This is a genomic window from Caballeronia sp. BCC1704 (assembly GCF_902833455.1).
Lineage (GTDB): Bacteria > Pseudomonadota > Gammaproteobacteria > Burkholderiales > Burkholderiaceae > Caballeronia.
Window position 1 is genome coordinate 644,936 of the sequence record NZ_CADFFT010000002.1, and the last position, 16,014, is coordinate 660,949.

A 16,014-nucleotide genomic window follows, 5' to 3' on the forward strand; every position below is an offset into this window, starting at 1 on the left:
CCCGCCCAGCAATCGAAGCGCTGAAACAACGCGTCGTTCCGTCCGATCGACGCCAGCGATGGTATCGAACGGCGCAAACAGTGCCATGCGCGCGGCTGCGTTGTCCGTCTGACGGAAGACGACGAGCCGCGAATCGCGGTTCATGTCGGTGGCGATGTCGTTCGCGCCGGGCGGCCGCCGCGCGCCAGAGCCGGTCACTCGCCGATCAGATGCAACACGAGTTCACGGTGATGCGGCGCGGCCCGATGCTCGAACACATAGATGCCCTGCCACGTGCCGAGCACCATGCGGCCGGCTTCGACCGGAATCGAAAGCTGCACGGTGGTGAGCGCGGTGCGCAGGTGCGCGGGCATGTCGTCGGGGCCTTCGGCGTCGTGGATATAGCGGCCGGGCGCTTCCGGCGCGACCGATTCGAAATACCGTTCGAGGTCCGCGCGCACGTCCGGGTCCGCGTTCTCCTGAATCAGCAGCGACGCCGACGTATGACGGCAGAACACCGTCAGCAGGCCCGTGCGGATATCCTGCAAGTCGATCCAGCGGTCGATGTCGCGCGTGACTTCGTGCAGGCCGCGCGAGCCGGTTGCGAGCGTCAGATGGTGGAGTGCCTGTTTCATGTCGTTTTCGATCCGAGGGAAAGTGCCTGTTCAGTGTAACGGCTGGCTCGCGCGATGATGGTCTATGCTTGGCGCGTGCCGTTCACACGATCGGACGATCATGCGCAAACCGAAGACCACCGCGCTGCTCGGAGTACTGCTGGCATTGCACGCGCTAGCCGTCCGCGCCGACGAGACGCGCGCCAATCGCGGCAACGACCCGTTTCTGCACATATCGAACGCCGTTCCCGATTGCCCCGCGCCGCGCGGCCCGTTCGAGACGGACGCCGAATGGCTCGACGAAGCGCACTATCGCATCGAGCGCGGCAACAGTTGCTGGATCGCGGGCCGCTGCCGTCTGCCGAACAGTTACGACTACGACCGCGAGATCGCCGAAAGCGTCACGCGCCGTCTGGACGCGCTGAACGCATCGCTTCAATGGCGCGACAAGACGAGTCTGTGGCTCACGCTGCAGCGCCGCTTCGTCTACGTGGACGGCTGCGTGTCGCCGGATTTCGACCGCACGCGATTCGTGGAGGGCTTGAGGGAGACGGCGGACGTCGAGAAGATCATCGACCGCACGACGGTTCTATCGCCTAAGCTGAAAGCGAGACCCTGCGCGACGCCGGCCTCGGCCGGCGATTGCCGATGATGAGAACGATACCCGCTGACCGGCTCCTGCCGTTCGTCCGACGCCTCTTGTTAGTGCTGGCGTTAGCCGTGTTCCCGCTTCACGCCGAAGCAGCCGCGCCCGTCGTCGTGATTCCGCTGACCGGCGCGGTTGGGCCGGCGAGCGCGGATTTCGTCGTGCGATCGCTCGCCCGGGCCGCAGACGAGCGCGCGCAACTCGCCGTCCTCCGGATCGACACGCCCGGCGGCCTCGACCTTTCCATGCGCGCCATCATTCAGGCGATTCTCGCTTCGCCCGTGCCGGTCGCGGCGTACATCGCGCCGAGCGGCGCGCGGGCGGCGAGCGCGGGCACGTATATCGTGTATGCCGCGCATATCGCCGCGATGGCGCCCGGCACGAATCTCGGCGCGGCCACGCCGATCCAGCTCGGCGCCGGTGGAGCGGAGCGCGCGGCGTCGGGCGCGGCGGAGGGGGCATCGACCGAAACGCGCAAGCAGGTTCACGACGCCGCCGCGTATATCCGCGGCCTCGCGCAACTGCGCGGGCGCAACGCCCAGTGGGCCGAACGCGCGGTGCGCGAGGCCGTCGCGCTCTCGGCCAACGAGGCGCTCGCGCAGAAGGTGATCGACCTCACCGCGACCGACATTCCCGATCTGCTCGCCAAACTCGACGGCCGCCGCGTGCCCACGGCGCAGGGCGAGCGCGTGCTGGCGACGCGCGAGGCGAGCGTCGTCGCGTTCCAGCCAGACTGGCGCAACCGCTTTCTCGCGGCGATCACGGACCCGAGCGTCGCGCTCATACTGATGATGATCGGCATGTACGGCCTCTTCTTCGAGTTCGCGAATCCGGGCTACGTGCTGCCGGGCGTCGCGGGTGCGATTTGCCTGCTCGTCGGCCTGTTCGCGCTGCAATTGCTGCCGGTGAGCTACGTGGGCCTCGGCTTGTTGATGCTGGGCATCGGCTGTCTTGTCGCGGAGGCGTTCTTGCCGACGTTCGGCACGCTCGGCATCGGCGGCATCGTCGCGTTCGCCATCGGCGCGCTGATGCTCGTGGATACCGACGTGCCCGGCTTCGGCGTTCCGCCCGGACTCGTCGCCGCGCTCGCGCTGTTCTCGGCGGTCTTCGTGTTCGCGGTGTCGGGGCTCGCGTTGAAGGCGCGCAGGCGGCCCGTCGTCGGCGGCGGCGAGGCCATGCTCGGCAGCATCGGCGTGATGCTGGAGGGCGGCGAGGGCGTCGGCTGGGCGCGCGTGCAGGGCGAACGCTGGCGCGTGCAGCCGGCATCGCCCGCTGCGTTGCCGGAACAGGGCGCGCGCGTGCGCGTGACCGCGCGCGACGGACTCACGCTGACCGTCGAGCCGTTCGACGAATCACATCACAATGCAGCTTGAACGAGGCTAAAAACATGGGGCTGACTTTCGGTTTCGGCGGCATCGTCCTCGCGCTCGTCATTTTTCTGCTGGCGTCGGCGGTGCGCATTTTTCGCGAGTACGAGCGCGGCGTCGTGTTCATGCTCGGGCGCTTCTGGAAGGTGAAAGGGCCGGGGCTCGTGCTCATCATTCCGGTCGTGCAGCAGGTCGTGCGCATGGACCTGCGCACCGTGGTCTTCGACGTGCCGCCGCAGGACGTCATCACGCGCGACAACGTCTCGGTGAAGGTGAACGCGGTCGTCTACTTTCGCGTGGTCGATCCGGAGAAGGCCGTGATTCAGGTCGCGCGCTATTTCGACGCGACGAGCCAGCTCTCGCAGACGACGCTGCGCGCGATTCTAGGCAAGCACGAGCTCGATGAACTGCTGTCCGAGCGCGAGCGTCTGAACAGCGACATCCAGCGCGTGCTCGACGCGCAGACCGACGTGTGGGGCATCAAGGTGTCGAACGTCGAGATCAAGGACGTCGATATCAACGAGACGATGATTCGCGCGATCGCTCGCCAGGCCGAAGCCGAGCGCGAGCGTCGCGCGAAGATCATTCATGCGGAAGGCGAACTGCAGGCATCGGAGAAGCTGTTGCAGGCCGCGCAGATGCTCGCCCAGGCACCGCAGGCGATGCAACTGCGCTATCTGCAAACGCTGACGACGATCGCCGGCGACAAGAATTCGACGATCGTGTTTCCGGTTCCGGTCGATCTGGTCAGCGCGGTGATCGACCGGTTCGCGAAGTCCTCGAACCCTTAGACGAGCGCGGGAAAGTCGAGCGTCGTGTCGTTCACGCGGTTGACGAGGTTCGTGAAGTTGATGACGCTCATCGCGAACAGCGCGTCGATGACTTGCGCCTCGCTATAGCCTGCTTCCCGCACATCGGCGAGCACGCGGGCGTCCACCGTGCCGCGCGAATCCGCCACGTGCCGCACGAAGCGCACGAGGGCATCGCGCTTCGCATTGCCGGTCGCGTCGCCTGCGCGAATCTGCTGCGTTTCGTCTTGCGTGAGTCCGACCATCTTGCCGACGACCGTATGCGCAGCGGCACAGTAATCGCAACCCGCCAGTTCGCTGACGGCGAGCTTGATGGCTTCGGCATCGGCCTTGTCGAGACTGCTCTTCGCGAGCACGGCATCGTTCGATAACGCCGCGCCGAGCGCCGCCGGGCTATGCGTGCCGATGGTCGCATACGCGTTCGGCACGCGGCCCGCGGCCTTCTTGATGGCGCTGAAGAGTTCCGCGGTCTTGCCGGTGGCTTCGTTGACGTTGACTTGAGAAAGACGTGACATGGTGTGCTCCGGTTCGTTGGTGAGCCATCTGAATGGCGTGAGTCAACTGTAGGCCGGAGCAGCGTTGCCGTGAATGCGCGCGCGTCTCAAGGAAACGCGCGATCGTCTCATCTTCTATTGCACCGTCGCGAGCACTTCTCTTACCGTCGTGAAGATGCGCTCGATCTGATCGTCTTCGATGATGAGCGGCGGCGAGAACGCGAGCGTATCGCCGGTATAGCGCACGAGCACGCCTGCCTCGAAGCACTTGACGAACGCTTCGTAGGCGCGCGCGCCGGGCGCGCCGTCGCGCGGTTCGAGTTCGATGCCCGCGACGAGCCCGAGATTGCGAATGTCCTTGACGTGCGGCGCGTCGCGCAGCGCATGCGCCGCGCTTTCGAACGCCAGAGACTTGGATGCCGCGCGGTCGAACAGCTTGTCGCGCACATAGAGGTCGAGCGTCGCGATGGCCGCGGCAGTCGCGGCCGGATGCGCCGAGTACGTGTAGCCGTGAAAAAGTTCGATGGCGTTCGCCGCGCCCGCATCGATGATCGTGTCATGCACCTTGCGCTGCGCCGCGACCGCGCCCATCGGAATGGAGGCGTTGTTGATCGCCTTGGCCATCGTGATGAGGTCGGGCGTCACGCCGAAGAATTCGCTGGCCGTCGCCTTGCCGAGACGCCCGAAGCCGGTGATGACCTCATCGAAAATCAGCAGAATGCCGTGTTTCGTGCAGATTTCGCGCAGCTTCTGCAAGTAGCCCTGCGGCGGAATCAGCACGCCGGTGGAGCCCGCGACCGGCTCGACGATGACGGCCGCGATCGTCGACGCATCGTGCAGCGCGACGATGCGCTCCAGTTCGTCCGCGAGATGCGCGCCCCACGCCGGCTGGCCTTTGGAAAACGCGTTGTGCGCGAGATCGTGTGTATGCGGCAGATGATCGACCGAGGGCAGCAGCGCGCCCGAGAACGTCTTGCGGTTCGGCGCGATGCCGCCCACCGAAATGCCGCCGAAGCCCACGCCGTGATAGCCGCGCTCGCGCCCGATCAGCCGCGTGCGCTGGCCTTCGCCGCGCGCGCGATGGTAGGCGATGGCGATCTTGAGCGCCGTGTCGACCGACTCCGAACCCGAGTTCGTGAAGAAGATCCGGTCGAGGCCGTCGGGCATGAGTTCGGCCACTTTCGTCGCGGCTTCGAACGCGAGCGGGTGCGCCATCTGGAACGTCGGCGCGAAATCCAGCGTGCCGAGCGCCTTCTGCACCGCCTCGACGATTTCCTCGCGGCAATGACCCGCGTTCACGCACCACAGCCCCGCGCAGGCGTCGAGCACCTCGCGGCCATCCGTCGACCGGTAGTACATGCCTTTGGCGCTTTCCAGAAGCCGCGGCGCGGCCTTGAACTGGCGATTCGCGGTGAAGGGCATCCAGAAAGACGACAGGTCGTCGATGACGGGGCGGGCGTTCATGGCTAGGTCTCTCCTCGAAAGAACGGTCACTGTATGTCGACGCAATTTTGCGCGGCATAGACAGTTGCTTCACCGCGCTGCCAACTGTGCTGGCAAAATGGGGCGAACTGTGCTGGCAGACCTTGGCTGATTACCTTGGCCGATTGAACCGATGATCGAACTCAACCTGGAGCGCGGCTCGCGGCAGGCGCCGACGCTCGTCGAGCAACTCGTGCGCGCATTTTCATCTGCCATCGAGTCGGACACCTTGCGCGCGGGCGCGCTGTTGCCTTCGGTGCGGCGTCTTGCCGAAAGCGAGCGCCTGAGCACGTTCACCGTGACCGAAGCGTACGGCAGGCTCGTGTCGATGGGCCTCGTCACCGCGCGGCGCGGCTCGGGGTATCGCGTGGCCGTGCGCGGGCGGCGCGCGCCGACGCGCTCGGTCGAATGGCAGCCGCCGAGCCTCACCGCGACATGGCTGCTTTCCGATGTCTTCGCGGACCATTCCGTGCCGATCAAATCCGGCTGCGGCTGGCTGCCGAACGAATGGGTCAACGAAAGCGGGCTGCACCACGCGTTGCGCGCGGTGAGCCGCGTGCCGGCCGCGCGCATCGCGGATTACGGGCATCCGTATGGCTTCGCGCCCCTGCGCGAGCGCATTGCCGAGCAACTGGACCGTCACGGCTTGCCGGTCGATGCCGCATCCAACGTGCTCTTGACGAGCGGCGCGACGCAGGCGCTCGATCTGATCGTGCGCACGTTGCTGCGTCCGGGCGATGCCGTCGTCGTCGAAGACCCCGGCTACTGCAATCTGCTGCAGATTCTCAGGCTCGCCGGCCTGAACGTGCATGGCGTGCCGCGCACCGTCGCGGGTATCGACACCGACGTGTTCGAGCGCATCGTGACGGAGCATCGTCCGAAGGCCGTCTTTCTCAACACGACGCTGCAGAATCCGACCGGCGCGACATTCAACATGGCGTCGGCGTTCCGATTGATGCAAATCGCCGAACGGCATGGCCTGTGGGTCGTGGAAGACGACGTGAACCGCGAGCTCGCGCCGCCCGGCGCGCCGTTGCTCGCGGCGCTGGAAGGATTGAGCCGCGTCGTGTATGTCGGCGGCTTCGCCAAGACGATTACGCCGTCGCTGCGCTGCGGCTATGTCGTCGCCGAACGCGACGTGCTGCGCGAACTGGCGCGCACGAAGATGGCGGTGGGACTCACGTCGTCGGAGGCGACGGAGCGCATCGTCGAGAAGGTGCTGACGGAAGGGCGCTATGCGCGGCACGTCGAATTCGTGATCGACAAGCTGAAGGACGCGCATGCGACCGTCGAGCAGCGCATGGATGCGCTCGGCGCGACACTGTTCCGCCGTCCGCGTGCGGGTCTTTTCGTATGGGCTGAGTTGCCGATCGATCCATCGCATGCGAGCGATGTCGCGACGCGCGCGCTCGAACACGGCATCTGGCTCGCGCCGGGTTCGTATTTCCGGCCCGGCGATGCACCGAGCGCGTGCTTTCGCTTCAACGTGCCGTATTCGCTCGACGACGCGCTGTGGACTTTTCTCGGCAAGTCGCTTTAGCGGCTACAGAGCGGCGCGCGGACTCGCGCTCACACGATGCAGATGCGTGCGCGGCCGCGCGGCGCTCTTGCGTCCACGCGACGCCGCGAGGTGCGCCTGCAAGCGCTCGCACACATCTTTTCTGCGCACCGGATTGAGCGGATCGCACAGACGAATGGTGAGCGTGGCGGCTCGTGCGTGCAGCGGCACCAGCGTGTCGGGCTCCGGCGCTTCCCAGAGCACGACGGTATGCGTGCCGTCCGATACTTGCACGATCTGAAAGTGCTCGAGATCAACCTTGCCGAGCTCGTGAGGTTCGATCGAATGATGCATGTTGCCCCCGAAAACAGTCTCCCTGTGCATTGCCGGGCATGCAAACACTATGCCGATGCTCCGATCACGCAGCTTTCCCGCATGCCAGCGGGGCGACGTGTAATTTTCAGCATGACGTGCGTGAAAAAAAGCCATCGGCGCGCCGACGCATGTGTTGGCGCGAGCCCTACAGCGCGCTCGCGCCGTCTTCTTTCTTATGCTTATTCGCCGTAGATATCGAAGTCGAAGTACTTCTGCTCGATGCGTTTGTACGTGCCGTCCTTGATCATCGCAGCAATTGCGCCGTCGAGCTTCTCTTTCAGGTCGGTGTCTTCCTTGCGAAGACCTATCGCGGTGCCGGGACCGAAGATCGCGCTGTCCTCGAGAGCCGGGCCGGCGAAAGCGAACGGCTTGCCGCGCGGCGTGTCGAGAAAGCCGCGTTCGGCCTGCACCGCGTTTTGCAGCGATGCGTCGAGACGTCCGGCAAGCAGGTCGGCATAGACCTGATCCTGATCTGCATACGATACGACCGTCACGCCTTTGGCGCCCCAATGCGCCTTCGCATAGCTCTCCTGCATCGAGCCTTGTTCGACGCCGACCGATTTGCCCGCGAGCGATTCCGCCGTCGGCTGAATCTTCGAGTCGCGCTTCGCGACGAGTCGCGTGGGCACATGGAAGAGCTTGCTGGAGAACGCGATCTGCTTGACGCGCGCCGGCGTCATCGACATGGTGGACAGCACGCCGTCGAATTTGCGCGCCTTGAGGCCGGGAATCATGCCGTCGAAGGCGTTCTCGACCCATACGCACTTTGCGTCGAGACGGCGGCACAGTTCGTTGCCGACATCGATATCGAAGCCGACGAGCTGGCCGTCCGGTGCTTTGGATTCGAAGGGCGGATAGCTGGCATCGACGCCGAACCGGATCGTGGACCAGTCTTTCGCATGGGCGCCGATAGACACGGCCAGCATGGAACTCAACAACACCGTCAACAGCGTCTTCACGTTCGTCTCTTCCTAGCGATAAGTTTGAATAGTTCTCGGACTGCCGCTGAAGATTATAGAGGCGTTAAGCAGGCGCTAAAAAAATGGCCGCGAAATTCGCGGCCATTCGGCTAAGGCATTGCGTTGCTGCTGGCGGTTCTCTTAGCTCGCGCGCACTTCGATGCGCCGCGGACGCGCTTCTTCACGGCGCGGAATCGTGAGCTTCAGCACGCCGTTCGTCAGGTTAGCGTCGATCTTCGTGGTGTCGAAGTCGTCGCTGACGGTGAAGGCGCGGGCGAAGCGCGGCGCGCGCACTTCAGCGTGATGCACGCGCAAGCCGGCTTGCGCGGTGACCACCGCTTCGGCTTCGATATACAGCCGCGCGTCATGCACTTTCACGTCCAGCTTTTCGCGCGGCACGCCGGGCAGGTCGGCCCACAGCGTGATGCCGTGGCTGTCTTCGACGATATCGACCGCGGGCGTGATGCTCGCGCGGCGCGCGTTGTCTTCGTTCTTGCGCGTCACGTCGCCGTCGTTGCGCTGCGCCAGTTGAGTGGTGTCGTTCATCATAAGCTCCCGAATGCTGAATTACTGAATGGTGATGGCGCGGGGCTTGGACGCTTCGCGCTTGCCGACGGTGATGGACAGCGTGCCGTTTTCATAGCGCGCCTGCACCTTGTCGATGTCCGCGTTCTGCGGCAGTTCGATCACGCGGCGGAAGCTGCCGGTAAAGCGCTCTTTCGCATAAGTGCGCGCGCCTTCGGTCAGCGTTTCTGCCTTGCGCTCGCCGCTGATCGTGAGCGTGCCTTTGTCCACGGTCACATCGAGCGATGCGGGATCCACGCCCGGCGCGAACGCGACGATCTCGACCGCCTCGTCCGTGCTGCCGATATTCAATTGCGGAAAGACATCCGCGCGGCTGGTCCGGATGCTCGATGGCAGGTTGCCGAACAGCGTCGACATTTGCCGCTGCATGCGATCCAGCTCCGCGAACACGTCGCCGCCAAAGTAGAAGTCACTCATGATCCAGTCTCCGAAAATGCGGCCGCATGAAGGCCGGCACAGTGCGTTGATCCTCGTGGGCAGGGCGTTCGAGCGTCGCTGCCCTCGGATCGAAAAATAGGTGCGGAGACGCTCATTTCAATAAGCCGGAATGCATTTTCAAGCGCTTTTTTATCCGTTCGGCGACTCTTGATATGCGTTTTGCGACTCATAGATTGGACCGTTTGAGCGTTAGCCGCTAACGAATTCAATCCGCTCTTACAATGGGCGATCCAACCAGTGGCGGGGACGACAAGATGAAGGTGTGCTTTTACGGCGCGGGCGCAATCGGCGGATGGATGGGCGTGCGGCTCGCGCAGGCAGGCTGCGATGTCAGCGTGGTCGCGCGCGGCGCGACGCTGGATGCGCTCACCACGCGCGGCCTGCAACTCGTGGAGAAGGACGCGACGCATACGGCGCAGGTTCGCGCGAGCGCCGCGCCCGAGGCACTGGGGGAACAAGACCTCGTGGTGGTCGCCGTCAAAGCGCCGGCAATGGCATCCGTGGCCGCGCACATCGCGCCGTTACTTGGTGCGCGGACCACGGTGCTCACTGCGATGAACGGCGTGCCGTGGTGGTTCTGCGAGGGCTTAGGCGATGCGTTCGCCGGCAAGCGACTCGCCTCGGTCGACCCGCACGGCACGATCGCCGCCGCGATACCGAGCGCGCAGACGGTCGGCTCCGTCGTTCACGCGAGTTGTTTCGTGGAAGCGCCGGGCGTGATCCGGCATCATCAGGGCAACGGGCTGATTCTGGGCGAGGCGACCGGCAAGCCGAGCGCGCGCGTCGATTCGCTCGTATCGCTCTTTGCGCGGGCGGGCTTCGACGCGTCCGCATCGCCGCAGATTCAGCGCGACGTGTGGTTCAAGCTGTGGGGCAACATGACGATGAACCCGATCAGCGCGATCACCGGCGCGACCACGGACCGCATTCTCGGCGACGATCTCGTGCGCGGCTTCGTCACGCGCATCATGCTGGAGGCGAAGGAGATCGGCGCGCGCTTCGGCATTCCCATCGAACAGGAGCCAGCGGACCGGCATGCCGTCACGGCAAAACTGGGCGCGATGAAGACTTCGATGCTGCAGGACGTCGAAGCGGGCAAGGCCGTCGAACTGGATGCGCTCGTCGCGTCGGTGCGCGAACTCGGCGCGCTGACGGAGGTGCCGACGCCATTCACCGACGCGCTGCTCGGCCTCGCGCGCCTGCACGCCCGCACGCTGGGCCTCTATCCGGCGCAATGAGCAGCGAGTCGAGGACCTGATGAAAGAATCCCCGAGTGAACTCGTCGCCATGCGCGACATGCTGCGCGAGTTCGTGCACGAACGCGACTGGCGCCGCTTTCATGCGCCGAAGAATCTCGCGGCGGCGCTGAGCGTGGAGGCGAGCGAGTTGCTGGAGCCGTTCACGTGGCTTCAGACCGGCGACAAGGCCGAGCTCGACGACGCGAAGCTCCGCGCCATTCGTCATGAGATGGCTGACGTGCTCGCTTATCTCGTGATGCTGGCCGACGCGCTCGATGTGGATCTGCATCAGGCGTTGCTGGAGAAGATGGCGCTGAATCGCGCGAAGTATCCGGCGCACAAGGTGCGCGGCGACGCGCGCAAATACAGCGAATACGATGAATGACGAGAGTGGCGCACACGATTAAGCTCGCATGATCCACTAACGACCGAGGATGCCGATGGATTTTTCGCTTTCGCCGGAGTTGACCGAATTGCAGGCGCGGGTGCGCGCGTTCATCGCCGATGAAATCGTGCCGATGGAGCGCGATCCGCGCTGCACGCCGCACGGGCCGAACGAAGCGTTACGCGCCGAACTGATCGCGAAGGGCCGCAAGGCGGGCTTGCTGTCGAGCCATATCTCGCCGGAGTTCGGCGGGCTCGGGCTCGGCCATGTCGCGAAGGCGATTCTGTTCGAGGAGGCGGGCTATTCGCCGCTCGGCCCTGTCGCGCTGAATATCGCCGCGCCCGACGAGGGCAACATGCATCTGCTCGAAGCCATCGCGACGCCGGAGCAAAAGGAACGCTGGCTGCGTCCGCTCGCGGCGGGCGAGATCCGCTCGTGCTTCTGCATGACCGAGCCGTCGCCCGGTGCGGGCGCGGACCCGGCGATGCTCCAGACCACCGCCACGCGCGACGGCGACGAGTACGTGATTCACGGCCGCAAGTGGTTCATCACGGGCGCCGAGGGCGCGGCAGTCGCGATCATCATGGCGAAGTTCGCGGACGGCCCGGCGACGATGTTTCTCGCGGACATGTCGAGTCCCGGCATCGTCATCGAACGGGCGATGGATTCGCTCGACACGTGCTTTCCCGGCGGCCACGGCGTCGTGCGCTTCGACGGGCTGCGCGTGCCGGCGTCGAACGTGCTCGGCGAACCGGGCGAAGGCTTTCGTTATGCGCAGGTGCGTTTGTCGCCCGCGCGTCTCACGCACTGCATGCGCTGGCTCGGCGCGGCCCGCCGCGCGCATGACGTCGCGAGCGATTATGCGCGGCAACGTCAGGCTTTCGGCAAGGCGCTAGGCGAGCACGAAGGCGTCGGCTTCATGCTGGCGGACAACGAGATGGACCTGCACGTCACGCGGCTCGCCATCTGGCATTGCGCGTGGGTGCTGGATCAGGGCGTGCTCGGCAAGCACGAATCGAGCATCGCGAAGGTCGTGTCGTCGGAGGCGCTGTGGCGCGTCGTCGATCGATGCGTGCAAGTGCTGGGCGGGCAGGGCGTCACGCACGAGACGGTGGTCGCGCGAATCTTCGCGGACATGCGCGCGTTTCGGATCTACGACGGCCCCTCCGAAGTGCATCGCTGGAGCATCGCGCGGCGCATCTTGCGCGGGCCGAAGCCGGCTGCTTGAGGCGGCTGCTCGAGCCGGCCGTGTGAGCGCGATCACGCGCGCCGCTTTAGTGCGTCATCGGCGGCGCGTCGGCTCGTCGCTGCGCCACGATGCGGCCCGCGCGCATGGCATTGTCCGGATAGTTGATCCAGTCGTTCGGATCGTAGCCCGCAGCGATCCACGCGTGTAGTTCATAACGAACCTGAGCGCGTGTCTTGGGCGCGGACGAATTGTCGGCGAGCGGCTGCGCGAATGCAGACGCGGCCCAGCACGCAGCGAGCGCGCCGAGCATGATTCGGGAAGTAGCTTTCATGAGTCCCTCTTACGCCGCTGATGACGGCTTACTCATTCTAGGACACAACGCCGAATGTCACCGGCGCGCGCTCAACGTGACAGTCCGATGACTTTTGCAATGAACGGACCGCTTCGATTCGCCTTTCGTTCAGCGACGCGGTGTCTCGCAAAGCGCACGACTGGGGAAAGCCCGTGTTGCAATGCAGCATGTCATTGAGTATGCTGTCTTAAGCGGGCAATGAAGCCCCTCGTTTAGTCATAGTGCCCCGGCCGATTGGGCGTACGGGCAACGCAAAAAGAAGCGCCCGACATCAAGGGCGTTCGTCTAGGCAAGGCAGCACGCCTTACGGACGTCAACTTGAAGGAGCCGCATGTATGGACTTGACCGGATCATCGAAGCCGACGCTGCATATCTTCCACCAGGAAGGCGGGTGGCATTGGGGCATCACCGTCGAGCGCGCGGCAGGCGGCGGCATGAAGGTGGTCGCATATAGCGACGAAGGCTTCGATTCCGAGGAAGAGGCCCGCGAGGACGGCGAACACGTGCTGCGCTCGGAAGACTGGCGTTCGCGTCAACGATTCAGCCGCAGCGAGCGGCGCACCGGCTGTTCTTGAAATCGCGGCGCGTCGCTGCCTTCTTCCTCTTCTTCCATCAAACGACAAGGCCCCACCGCCTAGCGTTCTAGGAAACGCTAGCTTGTGGCGGCAATCAACTGCCCCGCGTCTTATGCGGACGGCCTTTCGAGCGGCGGCGTGCCCTCGTGAAAGAACTTCCTGAGTTCCGTTCTCAGCTCCGGCGAATCTTCATGCTGATGCATGCTCACCGCATGTTGCACGGCGGCTTGCATCAATTCGTCTTCGGAGTCGGCGGCGAGTGCGATCGTGCAGTTGCTGTCGCTCGAGCACTCGCGGCAATCGATGTACATGCGTGTCATGGCGTCCTCCTGGCTTGAAGGCGCTGACTTCAGTATAGGCCGTCGTTTTGGCTGCGATGGCGATTTGCGCGCGCCTGCGCAGTCGCGTAACGTTCATGCTCATGAACGGTCTCTCGATTCCCGACGCAACGCTTGCAGCGTACCGCGCTGCCATCTACCGGATACGCGGCGAGCCGCCCATCGATATGACGATCGACGCGAAGAACGCGTCCGTCGCCGCGCTGCTGGGCCGTCACGGTGTTGCCAGCGCAGTGTTCGTGACCGCGTTCAATCCATTCGGCTGCGAACTGAGCGCCGAGCAGAACGCCGCTAGGCAGCGGGCGCTCGAGGCGCACATCGCGCAAGCAGGGTGGATGGCGTTATCCGGCGAAGGCTTGGATCCGAAGAATGTCTGGAGCGCGGAGGCGAGTTTGTTCGTGCTCGGCGCGACTGAGTCCTATGCCGATAGTCTCATGCTCGCGTATGAGCAAAACGCCGTCGTGGTCGTGCTGGGTGATGGGTTGCCGCGACTGCGGCTGCATCCGCGATATAGGTGACCGAGTAGAGCGCTTTGATGCCGCTCCACCGATGCGGGGTAAGGGCGTCGTGTGTCGTGCGACGTCCGCCGTTGGGGCGGGGAATGAACGGCCTCTTGCCCGTGCTCTCGCAAATGCGCGCGCTCGCTGATGCCGCGCGGGTCGCTCCCTCTTCACGCGATATTCGCGACCGAACTCAATATCTGCTGCTTTCGGAAGGCGCGGCGTTGCCGCCTGCGGATGGCAGGGCTTCTGGTTGGGACCAGGGCCGACGACCGACGGGCTCGTCGCTCGGCTGTGCTTCGTCCAACGCCGACTGGAATGATGCACTCACTGGGCCAAGCGTAGTACCTAATCTGCCGAAGCCGACGAACGCTGCGCACAGCGGATTCGCTCACCAACGCGCGAGGCGAATGGCAGCTATGCGGGCGCGGCGGGCATGCGCTTCATGGCAAGACGACGTGGGCCGGGGCAACCGACAGCCGCGGCTTGCTTGCGACATCTCAACAGCGATTCTGGCAAGGGACGCGGTGGCAGGATTCGAGGCTGCGCCACTATCAAAGCATGAATGCGCCGCACGACAGTTCGCTTTTCGTCGGTACTGCGAATTATTTTGCCGTCGCGATGACGAGCGATGGGACCGACGCGATGGCGGACTGCGCACCAGAGGTTGCATCGGCGGCACGGCGATTGAACGTGCGCTGCTACCAGCAAGGGCTTAACTGCGAGGTCGCCCTGACGACCCCGGGCAGAGCGCGAACCGCGTCTTGGAGCGCTTGTGTCGAGCGCGTTAAGCGGACCAGCACAACCGCGTACTGACCAAGGTCGCGCGTTGGCGGCCTGCACCTCCGTTTGTGTCGATCACGCGCTCAGCGTTATAGGCGTGCATGGCGACCGCCTCTAGCCTCCCGAACGCGCAGTTGCACCAACGCAGCATCACCCGTTGTTCTCACGCAACTGAGCAAGAGTGCAGCGACAAATCCCACCTTCACGCCTGCGAAAGATCTCACGTGATCGAACGGTAGCAGCGCGCTCGAATTCGGATTACTCCCATATTCCCCAATGCTAATCGCGGAAACACTCACGGGCTGTTCGCGGGTCCCCTTAGCGTCTCCCGCACCGTAAGAAAGCGAAGCATCGAATAATGAATAACGGGATTTACAAGCTGGTCTTTAGCCGCGTGCGGCACATGATGGTGGCGGTCGCGGATTTTGCGACGGGACAAGGCGCGCAGGGCAGCAGCGCAACGCAGCGCGCATCGGTCGCATCGTCTTTTAACGTCGGTTCTAGCCTTCCCATCCGTGCCGTGGCGTTTGCCGCGATGTTGCTGCTCGGTACTGCTATGTCGGTATCGCACGCGCAGATCGTTGCAGCGCCGGGGTCTGGTGCCCAGGTGATTCAGACGCAGAACGGACTCCAGCAAGTCAACATCGCCAAGCCGTCTGCTGCCGGTGTTTCCCTCAACAATTACTCGCAATTCGACGTGCCGGGAAAGGGCGCGATTCTCAATAACTCGCCGACCATCGTTCAAACGCAGCAGGCCGGTTACATCAACGGGAACCCGAATCTGTCGCCGGGGCAGTCCGCGGGCATCATCGTCAACCAGGTGCTGAGCAATTCGCCGTCGCAACTTAACGGCTATCTGGAAGTGGCTGGGCAGCGTGCGGAAGTCGTCGTCGCTAATCCGAATGGCCTGGTGGTGAATGGTGGCGGCTTCATCAACACCTCGCGCGCGATTCTCACGACGGGTACGCCCAACTTCGGCGCGAATGGCAGTCTCGCGGGCTTTACCGTCACCGGTGGCAATATCACGGTGCAGGGCGCGGGGCTGAACGCGACGAACGTCGATCAGGTCGACTTGCTGTCCCGTGCGATTCAGGTGGCCTGCTCGTCAATCGCGCGAACACGGTGACGAACGATCAATCGACGATCGAAGCGCAAGGCAATCTCGAAGTCGCGGCGAACACGCTGAACAATACGCGCCCGGCGCCGACGGTGCAGACGGTGACGACGGATGTCGAGACGCTCTTCCAGACGAAGCGCGCGAAGTACATGCCCTGCGGCACGGGCGGCCCCGATAGCCACACGTCCTGCACGCAAGAAGTCTGGAACGACTACTACAGCAACCGGCAACGGCGCGACCGTCAACGCACCGCAGTCTGTCGCGGGGCCGACCGGCTCGTTAAACATCCCG

At 64.4% G+C, this 16,014-nt stretch carries 19 protein-coding genes; 10 read left to right on the forward strand and 9 right to left on the reverse strand.

Annotation, left to right across the window (positions count from 1 at the left end):
* Positions 1 to 194: 194 nt before the first annotated feature.
* Positions 195 to 614, reverse strand: a complete 420-nt coding sequence (locus tag HWX53_RS12585; protein ID WP_175941218.1) for a secondary thiamine-phosphate synthase enzyme YjbQ — start codon at positions 612 to 614, stop codon at positions 195 to 197.
* A gap of 100 nt (positions 615 to 714) precedes the next feature.
* On the opposite strand from HWX53_RS12585, the gene HWX53_RS12590 reads away from it, so the two are divergent.
* The 3 genes from HWX53_RS12590 to HWX53_RS12600 are packed head-to-tail and all read left to right on the forward strand — an operon-like array spanning position 715 to position 3,397.
* Positions 715 to 1,245 (forward strand): BON domain-containing protein, encoded by a 531-nt coding sequence (locus HWX53_RS12590; RefSeq protein WP_244140092.1) that lies wholly within the window; start codon positions 715 to 717, stop codon positions 1,243 to 1,245.
* Positions 1,242 to 2,612, forward strand: a complete 1,371-nt coding sequence (locus HWX53_RS12595; RefSeq protein ID WP_175941220.1) for a nodulation protein NfeD — start codon at positions 1,242 to 1,244, stop codon at positions 2,610 to 2,612. The genes HWX53_RS12590 and HWX53_RS12595 overlap by 4 nt, the downstream gene beginning before the upstream one ends.
* A 14-nt stretch (positions 2,613 to 2,626) precedes the next feature.
* Entirely contained in the window at positions 2,627 to 3,397 is a 771-nt protein-coding gene (locus HWX53_RS12600; RefSeq protein WP_175941221.1) for a slipin family protein, read from the forward strand.
* Here the strand turns inward: HWX53_RS12600 and HWX53_RS12605 are convergent.
* The gene (locus HWX53_RS12605; RefSeq protein ID WP_175941223.1) at positions 3,394 to 3,930 is read right to left on the reverse strand and encodes a carboxymuconolactone decarboxylase family protein; all 537 of its coding nucleotides are present in this window, start codon (positions 3,928 to 3,930) and stop codon (positions 3,394 to 3,396) included. The two genes, HWX53_RS12600 and HWX53_RS12605, sit on opposite strands and share 4 nt — an antisense overlap.
* 114 nt (positions 3,931 to 4,044) lie before the next feature.
* Positions 4,045 to 5,373, reverse strand: a complete 1,329-nt coding sequence (locus tag HWX53_RS12610; RefSeq protein ID WP_175941225.1) for an aspartate aminotransferase family protein — start codon at positions 5,371 to 5,373, stop codon at positions 4,045 to 4,047.
* Positions 5,374 to 5,524: 151 nt separating this feature from the next.
* Between HWX53_RS12610 and HWX53_RS12615 the strand changes: the two genes are divergently transcribed.
* Positions 5,525 to 6,931 (forward strand): PLP-dependent aminotransferase family protein, encoded by a 1,407-nt coding sequence (locus HWX53_RS12615; RefSeq protein WP_175941227.1) that lies wholly within the window; start codon positions 5,525 to 5,527, stop codon positions 6,929 to 6,931.
* Positions 6,932 to 6,934: 3 nt separating this feature from the next.
* Here the strand turns inward: HWX53_RS12615 and HWX53_RS12620 are convergent, their stop codons facing one another.
* The 4 genes from HWX53_RS12620 to HWX53_RS12635 form a co-directional block, all read right to left on the reverse strand.
* Positions 6,935 to 7,243 carry a hypothetical protein gene (locus HWX53_RS12620; protein WP_175941229.1) on the reverse strand — a complete coding sequence of 103 codons (309 nt, stop codon included), beginning with the start codon at positions 7,241 to 7,243 and terminating at the stop codon, positions 6,935 to 6,937.
* A gap of 200 nt (positions 7,244 to 7,443) precedes the next feature.
* Positions 7,444 to 8,223: an ABC transporter substrate-binding protein gene (locus HWX53_RS12625; protein ID WP_175941232.1), complete on the reverse strand. Its 780-nt coding sequence runs from the start codon at positions 8,221 to 8,223 to the stop codon at positions 7,444 to 7,446.
* 141 nt (positions 8,224 to 8,364) lie between these two features.
* On the reverse strand, positions 8,365 to 8,769 hold the full coding sequence (locus tag HWX53_RS12630) for an Hsp20/alpha crystallin family protein (RefSeq protein ID WP_175941234.1): 405 nt from the start codon (positions 8,767 to 8,769) through the stop codon (positions 8,365 to 8,367).
* A gap of 21 nt (positions 8,770 to 8,790) precedes the next feature.
* On the reverse strand, positions 8,791 to 9,225 hold the full coding sequence (locus HWX53_RS12635; RefSeq protein WP_175941236.1) for an Hsp20/alpha crystallin family protein: 435 nt from the start codon (positions 9,223 to 9,225) through the stop codon (positions 8,791 to 8,793).
* 275 nt (positions 9,226 to 9,500) lie between these two features.
* Here HWX53_RS12635 and HWX53_RS12640 point away from each other — a divergent pair, with 275 nt between their 5' ends.
* Genes HWX53_RS12640 through HWX53_RS12650 form a run of 3 tightly spaced genes read left to right on the forward strand, consistent with a single transcriptional unit; the run spans position 9,501 to position 12,097 of the window.
* Positions 9,501 to 10,484 carry a 2-dehydropantoate 2-reductase gene (locus HWX53_RS12640; RefSeq protein WP_175942394.1) on the forward strand — a complete coding sequence of 328 codons (984 nt, stop codon included), beginning with the start codon at positions 9,501 to 9,503 and terminating at the stop codon, positions 10,482 to 10,484.
* 19 nt (positions 10,485 to 10,503) lie between these two features.
* On the forward strand, positions 10,504 to 10,869 hold the full coding sequence (locus HWX53_RS12645) for a nucleotide pyrophosphohydrolase (protein ID WP_159834379.1): 366 nt from the start codon (positions 10,504 to 10,506) through the stop codon (positions 10,867 to 10,869).
* A gap of 55 nt (positions 10,870 to 10,924) precedes the next feature.
* Complete coding sequence (locus HWX53_RS12650; protein WP_175941238.1) at positions 10,925 to 12,097, forward strand: acyl-CoA dehydrogenase family protein; 1,173 nt, start codon at positions 10,925 to 10,927, stop codon at positions 12,095 to 12,097.
* A gap of 46 nt (positions 12,098 to 12,143) precedes the next feature.
* On the opposite strand, the gene HWX53_RS12655 is transcribed toward HWX53_RS12650, so the two are convergent.
* Entirely contained in the window at positions 12,144 to 12,389 is a 246-nt protein-coding gene (locus HWX53_RS12655; RefSeq protein ID WP_175941240.1) for a DUF4148 domain-containing protein, read from the reverse strand.
* A 356-nt stretch (positions 12,390 to 12,745) separates the two neighbouring features.
* Here HWX53_RS12655 and HWX53_RS12660 point away from each other — a divergent pair, with 356 nt between their 5' ends.
* Entirely contained in the window at positions 12,746 to 12,985 is a 240-nt protein-coding gene (locus HWX53_RS12660) for a hypothetical protein (protein WP_175941241.1), read from the forward strand.
* Between the two features lie 110 nt (positions 12,986 to 13,095).
* Here the strand turns inward: HWX53_RS12660 and HWX53_RS12665 are convergent, their stop codons facing one another.
* Positions 13,096 to 13,305 carry a DUF1059 domain-containing protein gene (locus tag HWX53_RS12665; protein ID WP_175941243.1) on the reverse strand — a complete coding sequence of 70 codons (210 nt, stop codon included), beginning with the start codon at positions 13,303 to 13,305 and terminating at the stop codon, positions 13,096 to 13,098.
* A 185-nt stretch (positions 13,306 to 13,490) separates the two neighbouring features.
* On the opposite strand from HWX53_RS12665, the gene HWX53_RS12670 reads away from it, so the two are divergent.
* Both HWX53_RS12670 and HWX53_RS12675 read left to right on the forward strand, forming a co-directional pair.
* A complete protein-coding gene (locus HWX53_RS12670) occupies positions 13,491 to 13,841 on the forward strand; it encodes a DUF3293 domain-containing protein (RefSeq protein ID WP_244140093.1) in 351 nt (116 codons plus the stop codon).
* 1,123 nt (positions 13,842 to 14,964) lie between these two features.
* The gene (locus HWX53_RS12675) at positions 14,965 to 15,732 is read left to right on the forward strand and encodes a filamentous hemagglutinin N-terminal domain-containing protein (protein WP_175941245.1); all 768 of its coding nucleotides are present in this window, start codon (positions 14,965 to 14,967) and stop codon (positions 15,730 to 15,732) included.
* The last annotated feature ends 282 nt before the right edge of the window (positions 15,733 to 16,014 follow it).